Here is a 16,800-nt window from a genome sequence, read left to right as displayed (position 1 = left end):
CCTGCAGGTGCTCACACCCCGACACTTCTATCGCTGGTTTCATGCTCAAAAATGGGGCTCGGGGCAATCTGAATGAATTTCGAATTTGGAGTGGATACTGATGATCTAGAGATTGCAGGCTACAACGTGAAGTACTTACTTTGGGATATGGACGAAGCTGAAGCAGCTGTGCACAAGCTAGCGCTTTACCCCCAATTCTACGATCACTTCTATGAAGCATTTGATGTAATCAACATAGCCACCTCGTTCTGGCTCGACGAAGGAAGCTATACAGAATGTGCCGAGTCCACGATCCAATCAGTTTTTCATCTTCGCGACGTGATCGTGCAAGAAGCCAGCTTTATGCAGGCAGCATCCCTTCCAAGGGCTGTTCGCAATGTCATAGGTGTTGATCACCCTGCGACTGATTCACAGCTCACTGCAACCGTGGCACTGGTCTACAGCGTGGAAGCAGTGGAGATCTTGGCCAACTGGCTTTTCAACCTCGAAATCATCGTCGAGGGGATCGACGCAGAGCTAATTGAACAATTGAAAATGAGGCCTTCGCGGGAGTACCTGGACCTAGTTGAGAGACAAAGAGATCTCAACAGCGGCCTGGAAATCTATGCCCGGGAACAATTCGCCATCAGAAAAGGGGATGCTGAAAACGCCCTTCAATTGGCTGGCCTTTATCAGCAAATTGAAAACATCGATGTTTCGGTTAAGGGATTCAATGTTTCAAGCGTACTGCACGACATCGTAAGCACTGCGTTCTCTTCCAAAGCCTCGTTACGGTCAAGTGCAGCTGGCAAAGGCAATAAATCTCCTGACTCTGTTAAACAGCAAGAATCTCAGGATTTAAAGGACAGGATCATAAAGTCAGCCAAGCGGCACCTTCAAGCCAATGCCCAAAGCACAAAAACAGAACTCGTGAAAGCCCTTCATGCGGATGGCATTGCATCTAAACCGACTATTCGAAAGTACGTCGACGAGGGTAATTTCTTTCCTAAATTAAAATGAATAGCCAAGAAAGCAAACCATGTTTGCTTTCCGTTGCGTTCGTACCCTGTGCTGACTCTCTCTTGCTAGGCACAGCTATGACGGACTATCTCACTCCAAAATCAAAAGCCCTTTCTCTCCGCGATCCAGGGACAACCTTGATCCGAATCACCGAAGTAATGGCCATCGTAGGCCTTGCTCGCCCCACCATCTACAAGCTTATGCAGCAACCCGAAAGCGGCTTCCCCACTCCAGTAAAACTAAGTAACAGCAATGCCCGCGGCGCGCCTGTTGCTTGGGTACTAGGGGAGGTTCAGAGCTGGACTCGCGCCCGTATCGCTGCACGTGACGGTGAGGCCGCATAGATATGGGCCATCATCTAAAAGTAACCATCTGGCCATTCCGAGTACTGCGAAAAATCGGCTTTTCGGCATCCCGTATCACTCGTCTTGAACGGTTGCGTCGACGCCATGAAGCACTGGGCCATGCATTGATAGTAGTGAGCTGGCCCGACGGTGTTTGGTGCGTGCTGATCCTGCACACAGAACGCTTTGGCGCAGTCGCCCTTGATGAGCCAGAGAAGCTTTACGCCTATCACGAAGCTCGCCAAATGGTCAGTGAAAGCATCGTTCCAATTCTGCATCTGCGTCACGAAATCCATGCCTGAAACGAAAACGCCCCCGGGAGCGATCCGGAGGCGTTGAGGTATATCTACATGCCAGCTCAATTTATGCCGCTTCGAAAAAATGCGCAAGACCTCCACACGGTTGCACTTTCCAAAATGGGACGGTACTCTCTCGCCGTCGCTGCAAAATCAGTGACCGGGCTTGGTAACCCGTTGAACAATAGGCGCAACAGCGCCCCCATCTCGATTGCAGGCGCTTTTTTTGCGTCCGCATATTCGTTTTATGGCGGCTGTGCGTGGGAGACCTTCGGGTCTGCCGGGTTCCTATTGTCCCGGTTTACCAACCTGCGTACAGCTGCCACCCATTCGCTTGGTAACGAACGTGGCAGCTCCTCAACAATAGGAGTTTCGCCAGATGCACGCCCTCAATCCGTTCAAAAATCGCGCCGCAGCTCATCGAGCAATGGCTCTCGCCGCTTTACACGCAAACTCCAGCCTCGCTACACGTCTCGCCCGCTACAACGCTCACATGTCCAAAGCTCGCTCCCTCGAATCTGCAGGGGGTGCTCGATGAAAAGCCTGTTGAGCTTCGCCCTGCCCGAAGACCTCCTGTGCGTCAGCAAAGAGGCCGAAGCCGGTATCCCGATTGACGCCATCACCTGCGCCATTGATCGCGCCTCGTCTGTGCTGACCCTACTGGAAGATCACTTTGAAGGTGACACCCCTCGCCTCTCCAACCACATCATCGCGTCCGTGCTTTGGGATGTTCGCGGCACGCTGGGCTTAATCAGAACGCTGGCCATGCATGCTGATACGGCATCGAACCAGAGTGATTCCTCTGGGGGTGCAAAATGAATACTCCCCCAAAAGGTAATTCACGCCGCCCAACTTTTGCCCAAGTCAAAGCCGCAGCTCTGCGCAACATTGATCGCGTACTCACTCAATGCCTACCCAACGGCAAGCGTGTAGACGGCGGTAAGGAATACACAGCACCCAATCCAACCCGCACCGACAAGCGCGCAGGCTCACTCAAAATCAATCTGAGCAAAGGCACCTGGGCTGATTTTGCGACCGGCGATAAAGGCGGCGATCTGATTGATTTGGTGCGCTACCTGGATGGCGGCACGGACGTAGAGGCCTGCAACAAACTTGCGGATCTGCTTCGGCTGAACGCTGAGGATTCGCCATCAAAACCAGCACCGACTAAAAGTCCAGCACCTGAGTGGAAAGCAATTCAACCGATCCCAGCGGAGGCCATGAATAAGTGCCCTGCCAAGCATCGGCAGCACGACGCGCCATCCAAAGTCTGGATCTATCGCGATACTCAGGGCCAGCCCCTTATGGTGCTTTATCGCTTTGACCTCGGCCCAGACGAAGACGGCAAGCCCAAGAAAGTCTTCGCCCCGCTAACGTGGTGCCAGAGCTCCGATACCCAAACTACTCAATGGCGCTGGCAAGGCTTGGCCGAACCTCGCCCACTGCTTCGACTGCACGAACTCAGCCTGCAAGCAGGTGCAACAGTGGTGCTGTGCGAAGGTGAAAAGGCTGCAGATGCTGCCGCCGAACTCTTCCCAGCTTACGTGGCTACCTGCTGGCCAAATGGCTCGAATGCCTGGCACAAAGTTGACCTGTCCCCTCTCAAAAATCGCACTGTCGTGTTGTGGCCCGATAACGACCCGAGCGGTACAACCTGCATGGATGCCGTTGCTAAAAAACTGGAAGCAATTGGCGCCGAGTCAGTTCGCGTAATTGCGCTGGAAAACTTCAAACGCAAACCCACCCTCAAAAATGGCCTGCCCGGTTTCACCAAGGGCGGCATGTGGGAGCAAGGCGACGATGCCGCGGACGCACTCGCCAAAGGCTGGACGTCGAGCCACATTGCCGAGTTGGAGTGCACTGGCGAACTGTTTGGTACTGCGCCTGCTCCGACTGTAGAACCCAAGGTAAAAAAACCGGCAAAGCGTGCCTCGAAACCCAAAACCGACACTCTACCCAGCGGCTTTCGCCTGACTCACGAAGGGGTGTTTTATTCCGGTGAAGATGGCGAGTCACGTCCTGTTTGCTCGCCACTGGAAATCCTCGCTCGCACCCGTGACGCCAAAGGTCATAACTGGGGTTTGCTGGTCGAGTTTGACGATCCTGACGGCGCAAAAAAACGCTGGAACATTCCGGCGCGCACCATGACCGGCGACTTCGGAAAAGACGTTCTAGGTCCGCTGGTAGATATGGGGTTGCGACTTGCTGGCACGCGCTCCAGCCGCAATGCACGCAATGACTTGCAGAGCTACTTCCAAGGTTTCGACAGCGCACAGCGCGCCCGCTTGGTCACTCGACTGGGTTGGCATGACAGCGCCTTCCTACTGCCAGAGCAGCAGGTCGGTTCCCACACAGAGCACCTGCACTTCTATGAAGCAGGCGCCCAGCTTCCGCCTATCAGTGAAGCTGGCACCCTGGAGCAGTGGCAAGAGCAAATCGGCGCCTTGTGCGTTGGCAATCATCGCTTGGCATTTGTGGCCAGTGTGGCATTTGCTGGACCGCTACTGCACATGCTCGGCCATGAGTCAGGCGGCTTTCATCTGTATGGCGACAGTTCAGGCGGTAAAACCACCCACCTGCAAGTCGCCGCCTCGATCTACGGCGGTCCGCGCTTGGTGCGGTCTTGGCGCTCGACCGATAACGCCTTGGAGTCCATCGCAGCAGCGCACTCGGACGGCCTTCTGGTACTCGACGAAATAGGTATGTGCGACCCGCGCATCATTGGCGAGACCGTGTATATGCTCGGAAACGGCACCGGTAAAGCCCGCGCTAATGATCGTGGCCAAGCGGGCCGACAGGTTCAAGAGTGGCGTTTGCTGTTTCTCTCCACCGGCGAGAAAACCTTGGCGCAACACATGGCCGAAGCCAACAAAGAGCTCAAAGCAGGCATGGAAGTACGCATGCTCGCGGTGCCTGCAGATGCCAGTAAAGGACTCGGCATGTTCGATGAGTTGAATGGTTTCGAGGACGCTGCCGCCCTTTCAGACGCACTCAAGGCCCGAGTATCCAAGTACTACGGCACACCACTCACAGCCTTTCTATCAGCGTTGTGCGAGCCCGGAAAAATGCACGGTTGGGCGATAGTCCTGCGCCGCACCCTTGAAGGTTTTATTGCCAACTCCCTGCCCGCCTCAGCGAGCGGTCAAGCCCATCGTGCTGCCCTGCGCTTTGGCCTTGCGGCTACAGCCGGTGAGCTGGCTACCGCACTGGGCATCACAGGCTGGCCAGACGGAACCGCGACCACGGCAGCCCGTGTATGCCTCAACGCATGGCTGAATGAACGCGGCGGCGCCGGTAACTATGAAGGTGACGCCATCGTTGCTCGACTCCGCCAAGTCATCGAGCGCTTTGGTGAAAGCCGCTTCACTCGCTGGGAGTCTGCCGCCGCCAAGATCGATGAGCATGGCCCGCGCACCATCGACCGGCTGGGCTTTCGTAAATCGTTGGAGCATGGCATGGGCGACGAACTGCATACCACCAACACCTACTACGTGTTACCCGAGGCTTGGCGCTCCGAAGTATTCAAAGGCATGAACATCAATGCCGTGAACAAGGAGTTACTGCGTCGCGGAGTGCTCGAACCGGGAAGCGATGGTAAGGCGTCTAGCCTCGTCCGCCTGCCGGGACTAGGGCCACAACGCTGCTACATCGTAAATACGGTTCCGGGGACAGATGAGAGCGAGGCCAGGGCTGCCTGACTTTTGCCCATTGATCGAGGTAGTGCCGGCTCATTCCCGGCCTCGCCAGCCGCTCATCCAATCCCAAATCCAATATGAAAGGAACTAGAGACGTGAACGAATTCCAAGCATCCGCCCAACAACGTGAACTACAGAGCAATAAACAGGAAAGCCTTGAGATCACAAACCTTGCAGAGCCTATTTCTGACGCTAGTGAAAAAACTGAGCAATGTGAAAAAAGGCGTCTTCTGCTGGATGAAATCGAAAAGCTGAAAGTCTACCGCGACGAACACTTGAACGAAGCCGAACAACTCTATGCCGGTATGTCTCCTCTGGAAGTGCTATTGGAGGGCAACGAGGTAATGGACGCTGCTCGCGAATATGAAATCCGGAAGCAGTACAACGAACTTAAAATTCCTTATGACTCTCGAAAGCTTCAAGCCAACATTCTGAGCAATCAGATTGCTCGTCGCGAGAAGCTCGTTAATCACGAAACCTTGATGGCGGGCTACACCGAGTCGATGGATAACTGGAAAGCCGACGAGCAAGAACTAAATGAAAAACGGGACAGCCTCAGTACCCGTTTGAAACAAATTCAGCAGCAAGCAAACGAGGACATGGCAAAAGCCCGTCAAGCAGAAACCGATGCAGCAACCGCCTATGCTCAGGCCGTGGCATGGGGCGACACCGAGGGTGAGAAAAAAGCCGACGCGGACGCGCAAAAGCATGCAAAAAACCTCGCAACTGCAGTCGAGCATAATCGTCGCCAACATCTGATTATTTCCGCACTGGAACAGGAACTGGTCATCGTCGATCAACACATCGTCGAGGCAAGAAAGGAATACAACGCGATTGAAAGGCAGGCCCTGCTCCTGGCTCATACGGTGCTGGAAGAACAATGGAACGAAAAAGCTAAGGAGCTTTTGGATATGGGAGGCAAGCTTTGGGCTGCGTATCGACTGATAGATCGCGATCAAATCAGCCTAAGGAAGCTACAGCTTCCTGAAGAAGGCGAACGATTCTATAGCTGGGACAGTAGTGATTTGTCGGAACGCTCTTACAAATACACCGTCCAGGACGTCCTTGCAATGTAACCCCTCATCTCTCCCGAAACGGCCTAATGCAGGGCCGTTTCGGTCACCCAAGAGGCTCAACAATGAGCGCAGCCATACAAAGCAAAATCAGTTATTCAGATACCCTGAAAGCAAGAAAAGCCCACCTGAGCGGACTGATCAATCTCGTAAAGCCGAAGTCAGGGAAAACAACAAAAATAGAAACCATGACGATTGCAGCAATCAAGGCAGAGATTAGCGTCATAGAACAACAGCTCGCAAAGCGGAGTTAATACCAAGACGGAAGCCATCTAGGCTTCCGTCTTAGTCTGAGCTTCAAGCTTCTTCTAACAGCTCTTCATCGGAGATATTTATACACTCTGTCGAAGCGACGCATTTGAGCGATTGAAGACCTACGCGACAGGCCTCTATCGGCCAAAAGGAGCCAATCAGGTGCACCCTCCCAGGGTCAAGCTCTGATATTGGCAGAGCTATATCCTTAAAGCTTGCGGCAGAGGGGCGGGGTCGGTTTGCTATGACTCTCATGACCGGATGCAAGACCTAGTCGCTACGACGAAGAAATCGATACCCACACGAATGCATTGACAATCAAGCGAGGTGGCAAGGCCAACTTCGCTCGTGCGGACGCGGGCTTGACAGCAAATGTCCGAGTTTTTGTAACCAAGTAGTAGGAAGCTTCGGCCGTTTAGGCATCATGACGAATAACGCTGCCGTCTTCACTGGCCTGAAGACAATACGGGAGAGGAACGAGGCAAGAATCGACCCCTTCGACCCTAGCCCATTGCTTTGAGCAGGTTTTCAGCTGCGAGCTGAACTCTGTCCTTACCAGGTCAAATGTCCCAATAATTAATGTGATAATGTCCTTTATCACCATAGGAACGGACACCTTCGATGAAGCTCGACAAAGACTTGGTTCGCGAAATTCTGCTGGCCATCGAAGCCAGCGACAAAACCCCTGACTCGTGGATTAACCTCGCTATCGAAAGCCACAGCAAGGATGAGGTTTCCTATCACGTGATGCTGCTGCATGAAGCGGGATTAATTGTGGCGCAAGATCTTTGCTCAATGAGCGACTTTGATTGGCGACCACAACGACTGACGATCAGAGGCCATGAGTTCCTCGATACCATTCGAGATAGGGAGGTTTGGCGTCTGACCAAAGCCGGCGCGGAGAAAGCCGGTGGAGTAAGCTTGGCGGTTATGCTGGAAATAGGCAAAGCATATGGCAAGCAAGTGCTCAAGGATCGCTTAGGGATCGATCTTCCATGAATAGCCCATTTCTACGAACCTGGCCATAGCGCGTCCCGACGCTATTTAGCTAAGCCTGCGAGCGGGCCCATAGGCGAGAGTTATTATTATAGAACACGCCAAAATCAATCATTAAAACTGGCAAAATTCAACACTAGGCTAGTGATTTTAAAGATAGGCGCACCCCATGACATTCGACACAACTGATAAATATGCAACAGACTTAAATCATAAAGGGCTCGCTCCACCTTCCGATTCTATATTTTTTGACAGATCATGAAAAAAGCCAGAACTTATACAGGCGACCAAATCTGCAGATCACTACTGCAAAAAGCTATTCGGCGGGGGGCCGTAGATGTAGCAGAGAGCGCAACAATCCACCTTATCCAAAAGGGAGAAACTGCATGGCTTAAAAACAGATTAGGCGTTATAGCATTTGAAGAAACTTGGGCATTCGCAGCAAAACTTCAATTCACAACAAATGAAGAGCTACTCATAAAGCAATACAAGGAACTCGCAAGCTCCTCGAAGAATAAAAATGCAGCAGGCTTAGGAAGTTTAGGGTACGAGCTTTCTAAAGGAGCCGGGTCAATATTATTAAAAAATGAACCAACAAATAAGCACATTAAAATCATCGCCGAGGCAGTTAGACGCCCTGATGATTTCTGGCGTTGGGTAAGACAGTTAAAATCAGACCAAGAGGGACTAGAGTTCTTAGAAAAAGCTGAATCCGGATTTAAGCTGGCGGGATGGCCATGGGATAAAGCATTTGCCATTGCAAGTGCCTACTTATTTGTAACGGATGATGTGCCAGTAGTAACAAGGTTCAATTACTCGACACCTGTTAGCTTCCCGTTTTGGGTGGCCATAGACAAGCATACAACCATAGGGAAAAGAGCCTTAGCAAAATGCGCAGAAAAATTCAATCTCGATAAAGCTACTCTTGGGTGGGTTCAGTTTTATCTTGAAAGTGCGAAATGCGCAAACCTTCAACCTTCTCCATGGTGGGAAAGAGAAAAATCATGGCGATTCGAAACAGAAGGCGTAGGTCGCGGCAAAGCCGAAATTATTTGGCGTGACAGTTCAATTTTTTTACATGAATTACTAGCCTCTCAAGAGGCTGCATTAAAGATTGAGTTAGAGCACTCCTCAAACGTGTATCAATCAACTCTAAAAACCCAAGGCAATCTCATCTAGCAGGGAGCAAACCATGTCAATAAAAGACAAAACAGAAATTGAAAAAATTGTAACATCATTAGAAGATCGAAATGCTTTCTTATACCATGCTTGCCAGCTTAAAGACTTCAGATCATACATCCGCCTAGGAGGAGTCCCTTCCAGAAACAAACTTCTGAATAGCAAATTAGATTTTACTGTATTCGACACTGATAAAATTGATAAAGAAAATGATGTATGGGATAAAGTTTTCGGGAATTTTTCAGATTTCGGTCGAGAGTTCACAAAAGAAAAGTCGAACTCTCAGCCTAATCCGTACGGACCTATTCAAATTGTGTTCAAGCCTAATGCTTTGCGATCCACGTCCGACTTATCTATCTCATTGAGATCAGCAGGTGCTCGTGACTTTGACAGAGTCAAAGAATCCATAAAGAACCCTCAAGAATTTAATATGATATTTCAACACATCGACCCCGAACAGGCACCGAGTGCAAGTCAAAAGAAAAACATTGCCTTTGCAAATGAGTTAAATGCTCGTTTCAACAGGAACAACTGTTTTTCACCAGAGTTCAATTGTGTAACCGCCAACGAAACATTAAGCTTTGACGACGCGATTTATATCGTGGTGGATGCATGCCAGTATAAAGGTCAAGATCTATTTGATGAGATTAATTCTTTGACCAACAAAAAGGTATTCGCCAGAGACTATAGCTGCCAAAAAAAGAAAGCAATAATTACAGAGCTATCGACACTTTCAGCAACAAGGAACTGCACCAAACAAGCCCTTTTATCTGGAGATTTTGCAAGTGAAAAACTCAAAGAATGGGTTAAAGCTCGCAATGACTTCCACTACGATAGATTCATTACCTATCTGACAAATGGAACAACGCGAGCGTAGAGATTAACAGCTGATAAACTAAGACGCAGTTAGCTTTCTCTCACCGAAATATCAGGGTGCATACCAAGTTGTTAAGACCTCACAGTTCATGGTCTCACCCTGATCGCTCTGCACGCCTAGCCACTGTGGCCGATAGCGGCGATCATTTATGGCTGCTTGCAACCAGAATAAACACATGGACATAGAAATAAAAACCCACGCTTTGCCGGGGTATTTTTTAAACCGTCAGGCGCTACCAGGAAGAAGTTAAAGCCATCAAACCAGCAGCTATCTTACATTTTAGCGTTGATGTTTTATTTGAAAAAGATCAAGTTGAAGATCATCAGACCCCCTCTCCTGAAATAAGTAGAATTTAGCCTCCTCAACAGTCTTCCAGCGAGACGAAACACAATAAGAAAATAGCTCTTCTTCTTTTTTTTGCATATAGCGAAGAGCCTCTTCATCTAAGTACTCATTAATAAAGCACATTAATCGCTCACCAGGAACTAACTGCCATAAAACCAATCTTCGAATGGCTCGAACAAGATTCCCCATAGGGGATGGGTTAGGCCGCAAGTTAATTTCAAGCGTTTTAGTTCTTAAGCGCTCAAGGTAGTCATCATGACATATCAACTTTCTTTCCCACAAGTCATACGCAACCGCATCCCAATCAAAGAATGTACCAAGTAAAACATCTTCCAGTGTTTGCATGGGTACATGCTTTTTTGCCCACGTAGTTTCTAGAGCCCAAAAGTCAATTTTCCAAGGCCCACTCTTATATCCGTAGCCTCCAAATCGATTAGGCGTCGCCCTAAGCTTTTCAGCCAAAAGCGCTACTTCCTCTTTAGAGTCGTGAATCACTAGATCTACGTCAGATCTAAAACCTGTTCGCCCCTCGCGAGCAAAATCACGGACTAGCCCCCCGATGACCGCGACTCGATCAAAGGACCGAAAGTTAGACTTCAAAACGGCCTGCAAAGCCTCCATCTCTCCAGACCTGTTGGCCCAAAGATATCGATCCAATCGGCGCTTTAAAGCTGACTTATTAGGCGCAATTGACATCAGGCATAACCTCAATATCTTTCCAGAGACGCATGGCAAAAGTATCAGTCATTCCTGACACCATATCTGTAAGCAGACGAAGCTCACGATAGCGCAACACCGAAGCGACCGTTGATGAACTTATACACTTGTCAGCTTGCTCAATATAGTTTGGACTTATCAACGAGAATACATACTTAGCACGAGCCCCCATTCGCTTTGATCGAATTTCATCAAAATTTTTACGACATGAGATAGCCTCCCATAGCACAGTCATCAAACCATCGATGGCCTGTGAACCTAAGGCCTCCATACGCAGTACAGATGAATGATTGAAAGCATTTTGCTGCGCAATTTTCTTCAGTTCATCGCAAAGCCGACTGTCATCCATCAAAGGTTTTATTGACTTAAAACCAAAGATTGCAGGCACATTTTCTACAAATGTTTTGCTCGCGTGTCCAATCAAACTTTCTATAAGGTAAGCTCGTAGATACTCAATCTTAATATCGCGTTGAATTTCCGGAGAAAACAGACGGGACTCAATATCTCTAAATTTCTCTTGAATTTTACCAATCACGCCATCGATTCTAAATTTTTGGCGAAGTATAACGAGCACATCATCTGGAGACATAATCCCTTTTTTGAGGACATCATCAACATCCAAGACGGAGTAAGCGATATCGTCACACGCCTCCATAATCCAAGTCAGCGGATGACGCTGCCCTTCCTCCAACCCGGTCTGTTTTCTAATCCAGTCAACCAAGTCTTTTTCCGACTCGAAATAACCACCTTTTTTTCTAACTGGATCATCTTTATCTCTGTTTAAGTAACTTACAGGATATTTCAGTCCCGCGGCCAAAGTCGCAGCAGACAAGTCAAGACCAAGTCCGTCAATATGTGTCTGAAGTCTGGTTAATAGACGAAGGCTTTGTGGATTTCCATCAAACTCAACAAACTCAGGCCAGTACTCCTCTGGAATTGGAGCTTCCAGAAGATCCTCATCCTTCTTGAGTTTAGTAAAAATCCAGTCTTTGCGTTGCTCAAACCAGCGACCAATAGCAACCTCACCTTGGTGCCCAAACGGAGGGTTACCTAAATCGTGTCCAAGACCTATCGACAGCAGCAGAGGGTTAATCAACTCAGCGAGACTATCGTCACCACAGCCATTCTGCCTGAAAGCGTCACGAGCGCCCTTGTACGCGCGAGCGCCAATCGAGCGTGCTAGGTTGGAAACCTCATGGGAATGCGTTAAACGAGTACGCACTCCATCATTCTCTTCCATGGGCCAAACCTGAGTTTTATCAGCCAAGCGACGAACCGGAGTGGAGAAAAGCAAACGATCATAGTCTTGCTGAAACACCGAACGATGTGTGACCGCGCTAAGGCTGGATGAATCGCCCATAAGCCCTTGCTCAGTGGTCTCTTTAGCCACTCCGTCAGCCACTGCGGAATGTGTGCGAGGACGGCGAGATTCGGACCAAATGCTTGGGGTTACTGGTTTTTCTTCCATGGATACTTTTTCCAGAAGGCTACGGTCAGGATTGCGGCGAACATTACCATACTGAGCCCCCCAGCCAAGCGCGCAGATACCCTAACCGACAAGCTGAAGCGCGAGGGCGACCGCCCTTCCTATTTCGAGCATAAATTGAGTGTAGATTTTTATAGCATATCTTCCCGTTTTTTGGTCGATAGCAGCTCTTCGCTCCAAACTGGTTCGTCGCTCTACTCCTAAGTTATGCGACGATTCGCTCGCACCGCTGGATAAAGTTTTACGATGTCGCGTGAGTCTGTCGCAGGCGCTCAATTTTCTGCGACATGAAATGCAATAGGTGTGGCTCTGCGACAGATTGTGTGCAACTCCGATACGCTCGCCATTTTTCAGGGCAGGGATCAGCAACCGAAGCCTGTCACACTGGCGATTTTATGCCTGCCACGAATGTCTCGACATGGCCGGTTTCGGCCTGTCGTCACCGGTAACAGTCAACCCATGGCTACCGGTAGTGGAGGGTAGCTAACGGCCAAAAGCAGTTATTCAATGTGCCTACAAAAATAGAGTCGATTCAATTGGGCAAATAGTGCCGGATAGACCTAAAAAACCCCAAGCGGCCAGAGACTGGCGGCTTGGGGTTCATCCCACCCCATACCCTTTAGGTTGATGGCGTTTCGGCTAATCAGTCTCCCTTTCGCCTAGCCTTCAAAGGCCGCAATCAACCATCCTAAAACGGCCTGAATCGCGCAGTGAAAGCAACAGGCTTTTCACGGGGCTAACCTCGAAGGGTGTACAGGCCAACGCGGATATACCGCAGTGAGGGCTTTAAGGCGCCCTCGTTCCTATTGAGGTTCAATCAACCTACCAGACAGCCGGGTACTCAACAACACCGTCCACAGGAAAGCCATGATTCAACAGCGCCTGCCGAAGCAAAAATGGCAGTGTGAGCCCAAAGCATTTGTACTTTTCACTAAGGTCATGGGCGAGGCCATCAATCCAATCAATGAGTTCAACGCTATTCAGTTGATCCAATACTGCTGATGACCACAGCGCATCCTCTGTATTGCTTACAGCGAGCTGGCTAGGTGAATTGAATACAACTCGGTTCTGAAGCACAACTCTGAACCTATCGGCGCCTTGATGGTGAACGACCAATTTCAATACAGGTAATTTTTGGATTGCCTTTCCGTGGGACTCTTTAAGGTCAAACACCACCTCGGTAAACACCACCTTCCCTTCAACCCGAAAGAATGTCTTTGCTTGCGTGGTCGAGTCGAGTGCCCAATACACACGGAATGTATTTCTTCTTAACTTATGCCCGAAGAGCTCGAGCAGCGGCATTAACTGCGTTTCAGTCGCGTACTTGACCCCCTTGCTCCAGGCACTGACAGTGGACTGCTGGGTACGACACTTTTCTGCAATTTCACTCTGCGTCCAGCCATTATTGAGCGCGAGACGTATCAGCTGTCGCGTCAGCTTGAAAGGCTTTTTTCTCGCATTTTTTCCTTTATCCCTCTCGGCCTGATCTTCCATGTTTCCCCCAAAAAGAGGGGAGCGGAGCTCCCCTTAACACATAACTATTTTTTCCCCTGATTACGTGGGTTTTCAGGGTTCTTTAGCCAGCCTGTATTACCGTGGTTTTTGTCCCAGGTTTTGTTGGTGCCCTTGCTACCAGGGTTACTGTTGTGGGCGTTTGATTTGTCATCATTCTGCTTGGTCATGGTGGTGCTCCTTACCTCTGTGAGTAGAGGAGTCAGCCTAACAAGCGAAAAAAACAGCACCACTGATGGTTTAGTGATGAACCGTGATAATCGGTGATATTTCACCATCGCAGGGTTATGCACAAGCCGCAGCCAAATCTCGATGCAGGGCAGGGACGGGGCTAGGCGGACTCCAAGTGAGTGTTTTATCCAGCGAAAAGTGTCCGCTTTGGCCGATTGCTGCCTCAAGCCAACTTCAAGCTTGGGTCGATAGCGATCATTCCTAGAGGACGTCACGTGTAACACCCGCAATTCTTGTAACACTTCCCTAAGAGTGCTACTCCGAACGATGCAACAATCATATAAACCCTTTAAAATCATGAACTTATAATTATTCGTAACACCTGTAACACTCGTAACATAGCTTTCTAGAGAACATCCCCTAACCCCATGATTGGTGGAGCCTTCAGCGATAGGAGCGGGAGCACTTCCCTGCGCGTCAAATGCACTGGGGCCCCTGGGACTTATTGCTAAGTACGGGGCAGGAAACCCGCACGAAATCGTTAGTGGCTGGGTTCCAGAGTTGGTTGACCACACTTGACTGGTTGACCCAGTTGACTCGGCAATCTGTTCAGTATCGACAACACAGCCCGTGACCACTTCAGACCCGATGGCCACCTCCCCTTCACTCCACAACCTTTCACCCTACCGACACGCGCGCCCCACTGAGGGTCTGGCAGTTCCAAATCCATAGTGCATATGCACAGGTGAACTGCAGTTCACCCAGTTCACCAGTTAACTAAGCTGTGAACCCATCCACTAACGTAATCCCGCGGGTTTCCTGCCCCGTGTGCATCGAAAATCCTCAGGGGCCCCGCCTACTTGCAGCAGCCCGGCCGCTCTAGCGCTTCGCCTCACCCTACGTTAGCCTCACCACTAGGCCAAAGGATGTTGAACCAACGACAAGCGGCTCAAGGAATGTCACCAGGATGAAAACGAACAAACGCATAACACGCGCTTACTGTGTCGAGCTCGACAGGGAAATGTCGATTGTCGCTGCCCGGCGGGAGTACCTTTCCCTTGAACCACCACGCGAGAGGTTCACGTTCCTTTGCACAAATGAAGAGTGCAGAGAGCTTAAGGCCAAGATCACGGGTGTGAACTACGATGTGAACCCGCAAGAAACCACGCAGCTGCAGACCGCGCATTTTCGTGCGAACCCGAAAGATGAGCACTGCTCCGATTGTGAGTGGATCGAGCATGATTCAAGCAGTGACCAAGACAAAAGCCGTCCAGGAGAGACGGAAGAACAAGCAGCCCTTCGAAAGGCCAAACGTAAGCTAGATGATTACATCGACATTTTTGATCCAAGCCTGAAAGAGAAAACGCGCGGCGGTGAGCATCGCGGTAGTGGCGGTGATGAGATAGATGGTGATGGCCACGGAACCGGAGTGCGTAGAACCAACGCAGAGCCGAGCGACAGACGCCGAGCCCCCACGAAAACAACAGATCTGGAAAGGTTGGTCGAGAGTTATAGAACCGCCAAAGCTGAACTGTCCAAGGATCAGTTCAACCTCCTGACTTTGCAGGTGTCGGGATATGGTGTCGTACCTCTTCGCTCGTACTTCCGTCACATTGGTGCAGCGACAAGCCTAGGTGATAACGGCTGTGTCCTGTTCGGTGGTGGCACCATAAAGCGTTACGGAGAAGGATTTAGCTTCACCTTCTATGACACCTTAGCGGATCAACGTGTATCTCTTTATGTCCCCGCGAAGCAGATGAGCACTTATCGCTATCGGCGGTATCTGAAGGAGTTAGTAATTCAAGCAGACGAAGTAAGATACGTAACTCTGTATTCGCTTGGGTTACTTGAAGAAAATCCGAAGGGCAAAGGGATCGACCTGAAGGTAAAAGACCTGAGGCAAATAGCTTTTGTTCTCGGCCCTGCTAAGTCACCGGCTGAGTCGACGTGATCAAAAAGAAAGCAAGCAGCCTTGACGCTGTATCCCTACCTGTATCCCTAACTGCACAATCTTGCCGCAAGCCACGGTTTATATAGAACACACGAGTCTCCCTCGGGCACCATCTTAAAAAAAGACCTTGAAATTCAAGGTCTTTTTTTTCGCCTGTAGAAAAGTGGTACGGCGCATCCTGTAGCCGCTGCCGAGACGCGAAAGCTGCGATCGGCGGTGTAGCGGTTTCATAACCATCTGCCCACTTAAGATCAAAAGATCGCGAGGCAAGCTCGCTCCAACAGATGGCCTGTGCCTCTCCCGCAAGATTGCCCTTTTCAACGGGGAGCGTTACTCTTCCGCGGTCGCTGCCTATTCAGCGACCGGACGTCGCGGTTCGAGCATATACAGGCGCACAGGCGCCACCATTTCGATATCTGGCGCTTTTTTGTGCCCGTTAATTTGTTATGGCGGCTGTGTGTGGGAGACCTTCGGGTCTGCCGGGGTCCTGTTGCCCGGTCCGCGAACCCGCACATGGCTGCCACCCTTATTCGTTTCGCGGCGAACTGTGGCAGCTCCTTACAGACAGGAGTTACGCCCAATGACACACCCTACTTCCCCTTTGATCCATACCACCGGCGCTGCCACGTTCGGCAAGTGCAATGCTCAGAATCAACGTTTGTTCAGCGTCAACCCGGGTATCTCAGGCGTTGAGGCGATGGAGCACACCTCTCTGCTGATGAGCTGCGTCAATACGCTGTCGTTCCACGGGGCCATGGACGATGGCAGCGAAGCCATGCGGTGGGCTTCGCATTATCTCAGCGAGATGGCAAAGGCGGTCATTGATGACCTCACGATGGGGCTTCAACAGGCTCAAGAAGGGAATGCCGCCTTAAGCCTCTAACAAGGTTTGCGCCCAAAGAAATGT

The 16,800-nt window shown here is 50.4% G+C and carries 16 protein-coding genes; 12 read left to right on the top strand and 4 right to left on the bottom strand.

All coding sequences use genetic code 11. From position 1 onward, the window contains the following. The first annotated feature begins 72 nt into the window (after positions 1 to 72). From AQS70_RS06350 to AQS70_RS06300, 10 genes are all read left to right on the top strand, one after another. Positions 73 to 999, top strand: coding sequence for a hypothetical protein (locus AQS70_RS06350; RefSeq protein WP_055102048.1), 927 nt, complete (start codon positions 73 to 75; stop codon positions 997 to 999). A gap of 77 nt (positions 1,000 to 1,076) precedes the next feature. Further along, entirely contained in the window at positions 1,077 to 1,343 is a 267-nt protein-coding gene (locus tag AQS70_RS06345; protein ID WP_048351130.1) for a helix-turn-helix transcriptional regulator, read from the top strand. 2 nt (positions 1,344 to 1,345) lie between these two features. Beyond that, complete coding sequence (locus tag AQS70_RS06340) at positions 1,346 to 1,645, top strand: hypothetical protein (RefSeq protein ID WP_055102047.1); 300 nt, start codon at positions 1,346 to 1,348, stop codon at positions 1,643 to 1,645. Between the two features lie 528 nt (positions 1,646 to 2,173). After that, entirely contained in the window at positions 2,174 to 2,458 is a 285-nt protein-coding gene (locus AQS70_RS06335; protein WP_055102046.1) for a hypothetical protein, read from the top strand. Then, positions 2,455 to 5,337, top strand: coding sequence for a DUF927 domain-containing protein (locus AQS70_RS06330; RefSeq protein WP_055102045.1), 2,883 nt, complete (start codon positions 2,455 to 2,457; stop codon positions 5,335 to 5,337). Before AQS70_RS06335 ends, AQS70_RS06330 begins: the two co-directional genes overlap by 4 nt. Before the next feature lie 92 nt (positions 5,338 to 5,429). Further along, positions 5,430 to 6,410 (top strand): chromosome segregation protein SMC, encoded by a 981-nt coding sequence (locus AQS70_RS06325; protein ID WP_420912337.1) that lies wholly within the window; start codon positions 5,430 to 5,432, stop codon positions 6,408 to 6,410. A gap of 62 nt (positions 6,411 to 6,472) precedes the next feature. Next, the gene (locus tag AQS70_RS06320) at positions 6,473 to 6,661 is read left to right on the top strand and encodes a hypothetical protein (RefSeq protein ID WP_055102044.1); all 189 of its coding nucleotides are present in this window, start codon (positions 6,473 to 6,475) and stop codon (positions 6,659 to 6,661) included. Between the two features lie 619 nt (positions 6,662 to 7,280). After that, positions 7,281 to 7,658, top strand: coding sequence for a DUF2513 domain-containing protein (locus AQS70_RS06310; RefSeq protein ID WP_055102042.1), 378 nt, complete (start codon positions 7,281 to 7,283; stop codon positions 7,656 to 7,658). 255 nt (positions 7,659 to 7,913) lie between these two features. Beyond that, positions 7,914 to 8,834 carry a hypothetical protein gene (locus AQS70_RS06305; RefSeq protein ID WP_055102041.1) on the top strand — a complete coding sequence of 307 codons (921 nt, stop codon included), beginning with the start codon at positions 7,914 to 7,916 and terminating at the stop codon, positions 8,832 to 8,834. 13 nt (positions 8,835 to 8,847) lie between these two features. Further along, a complete protein-coding gene (locus AQS70_RS06300) occupies positions 8,848 to 9,711 on the top strand; it encodes a hypothetical protein (protein ID WP_055102040.1) in 864 nt (287 codons plus the stop codon). A 279-nt stretch (positions 9,712 to 9,990) separates the two neighbouring features. On the opposite strand, the gene AQS70_RS06295 is transcribed toward AQS70_RS06300, so the two are convergent. From AQS70_RS06295 to AQS70_RS23845, 4 genes are all read right to left on the bottom strand, one after another. Beyond that, positions 9,991 to 10,752 (bottom strand): hypothetical protein, encoded by a 762-nt coding sequence (locus tag AQS70_RS06295; protein ID WP_055102039.1) that lies wholly within the window; start codon positions 10,750 to 10,752, stop codon positions 9,991 to 9,993. Beyond that, on the bottom strand, positions 10,736 to 12,241 hold the full coding sequence (locus tag AQS70_RS06290; protein WP_055102038.1) for a deoxyguanosinetriphosphate triphosphohydrolase family protein: 1,506 nt from the start codon (positions 12,239 to 12,241) through the stop codon (positions 10,736 to 10,738). The genes AQS70_RS06295 and AQS70_RS06290 overlap by 17 nt, the downstream gene beginning before the upstream one ends. An 840-nt stretch (positions 12,242 to 13,081) precedes the next feature. Then, on the bottom strand, positions 13,082 to 13,753 hold the full coding sequence (locus tag AQS70_RS06285) for a helix-turn-helix domain-containing protein (RefSeq protein ID WP_055102037.1): 672 nt from the start codon (positions 13,751 to 13,753) through the stop codon (positions 13,082 to 13,084). 44 nt (positions 13,754 to 13,797) lie between these two features. Continuing rightward, the gene (locus AQS70_RS23845; RefSeq protein WP_164488180.1) at positions 13,798 to 13,941 is read right to left on the bottom strand and encodes a hypothetical protein; all 144 of its coding nucleotides are present in this window, start codon (positions 13,939 to 13,941) and stop codon (positions 13,798 to 13,800) included. Positions 13,942 to 14,909: 968 nt separating this feature from the next. Here AQS70_RS23845 and AQS70_RS06280 point away from each other — a divergent pair. Further along, complete coding sequence (locus AQS70_RS06280; protein WP_055102036.1) at positions 14,910 to 15,893, top strand: hypothetical protein; 984 nt, start codon at positions 14,910 to 14,912, stop codon at positions 15,891 to 15,893. Between the two features lie 580 nt (positions 15,894 to 16,473). Beyond that, on the top strand, positions 16,474 to 16,776 hold the full coding sequence (locus AQS70_RS06275) for a DUF3077 domain-containing protein (RefSeq protein WP_055102035.1): 303 nt from the start codon (positions 16,474 to 16,476) through the stop codon (positions 16,774 to 16,776). Positions 16,777 to 16,800: the final 24 nt, after the last annotated feature.

Source organism: Pseudomonas endophytica (genome assembly GCF_001411475.1).
Lineage (GTDB): Bacteria > Pseudomonadota > Gammaproteobacteria > Pseudomonadales > Pseudomonadaceae > Aquipseudomonas > Aquipseudomonas endophytica.
The sequence above is the reverse complement of the archived record's forward strand: the minus strand, read 5'-3'. Positions and strand labels throughout refer to the sequence as shown.

What these genes read in the sequence shown, in the direction of transcription:
- AQS70_RS06280 (WP_055102036.1), top strand. Translation starts at nt 14,910, where the DNA reads ATGAAAACGAACAAACGCATAACACGCGCTTACTGTGTCGAGCTCGAC.
- AQS70_RS06275 (WP_055102035.1), top strand. Translation starts at nt 16,474, where the DNA reads ATGACACACCCTACTTCCCCTTTGATCCATACCACCGGCGCTGCCACG.
- AQS70_RS06330 (WP_055102045.1), top strand. Translation starts at nt 2,455, where the DNA reads ATGAATACTCCCCCAAAAGGTAATTCACGCCGCCCAACTTTTGCCCAA.
- AQS70_RS06320 (WP_055102044.1), top strand. Translation starts at nt 6,473, where the DNA reads ATGAGCGCAGCCATACAAAGCAAAATCAGTTATTCAGATACCCTGAAA.
- AQS70_RS06350 (WP_055102048.1), top strand. Translation starts at nt 73, where the DNA reads ATGAATTTCGAATTTGGAGTGGATACTGATGATCTAGAGATTGCAGGC.
- AQS70_RS06295 (WP_055102039.1), bottom strand. Translation starts at nt 10,752, where the DNA reads ATGTCAATTGCGCCTAATAAGTCAGCTTTAAAGCGCCGATTGGATCGA.
- AQS70_RS06310 (WP_055102042.1), top strand. Translation starts at nt 7,281, where the DNA reads ATGAAGCTCGACAAAGACTTGGTTCGCGAAATTCTGCTGGCCATCGAA.
- AQS70_RS06285 (WP_055102037.1), bottom strand. Translation starts at nt 13,753, where the DNA reads ATGGAAGATCAGGCCGAGAGGGATAAAGGAAAAAATGCGAGAAAAAAG.
- AQS70_RS23845 (WP_164488180.1), bottom strand. Translation starts at nt 13,941, where the DNA reads ATGACCAAGCAGAATGATGACAAATCAAACGCCCACAACAGTAACCCT.
- AQS70_RS06335 (WP_055102046.1), top strand. Translation starts at nt 2,174, where the DNA reads ATGAAAAGCCTGTTGAGCTTCGCCCTGCCCGAAGACCTCCTGTGCGTC.
- AQS70_RS06340 (WP_055102047.1), top strand. Translation starts at nt 1,346, where the DNA reads ATGGGCCATCATCTAAAAGTAACCATCTGGCCATTCCGAGTACTGCGA.
- AQS70_RS06345 (WP_048351130.1), top strand. Translation starts at nt 1,077, where the DNA reads ATGACGGACTATCTCACTCCAAAATCAAAAGCCCTTTCTCTCCGCGAT.
- AQS70_RS06300 (WP_055102040.1), top strand. Translation starts at nt 8,848, where the DNA reads ATGTCAATAAAAGACAAAACAGAAATTGAAAAAATTGTAACATCATTA.
- AQS70_RS06305 (WP_055102041.1), top strand. Translation starts at nt 7,914, where the DNA reads ATGAAAAAAGCCAGAACTTATACAGGCGACCAAATCTGCAGATCACTA.
- AQS70_RS06290 (WP_055102038.1), bottom strand. Translation starts at nt 12,241, where the DNA reads ATGGAAGAAAAACCAGTAACCCCAAGCATTTGGTCCGAATCTCGCCGT.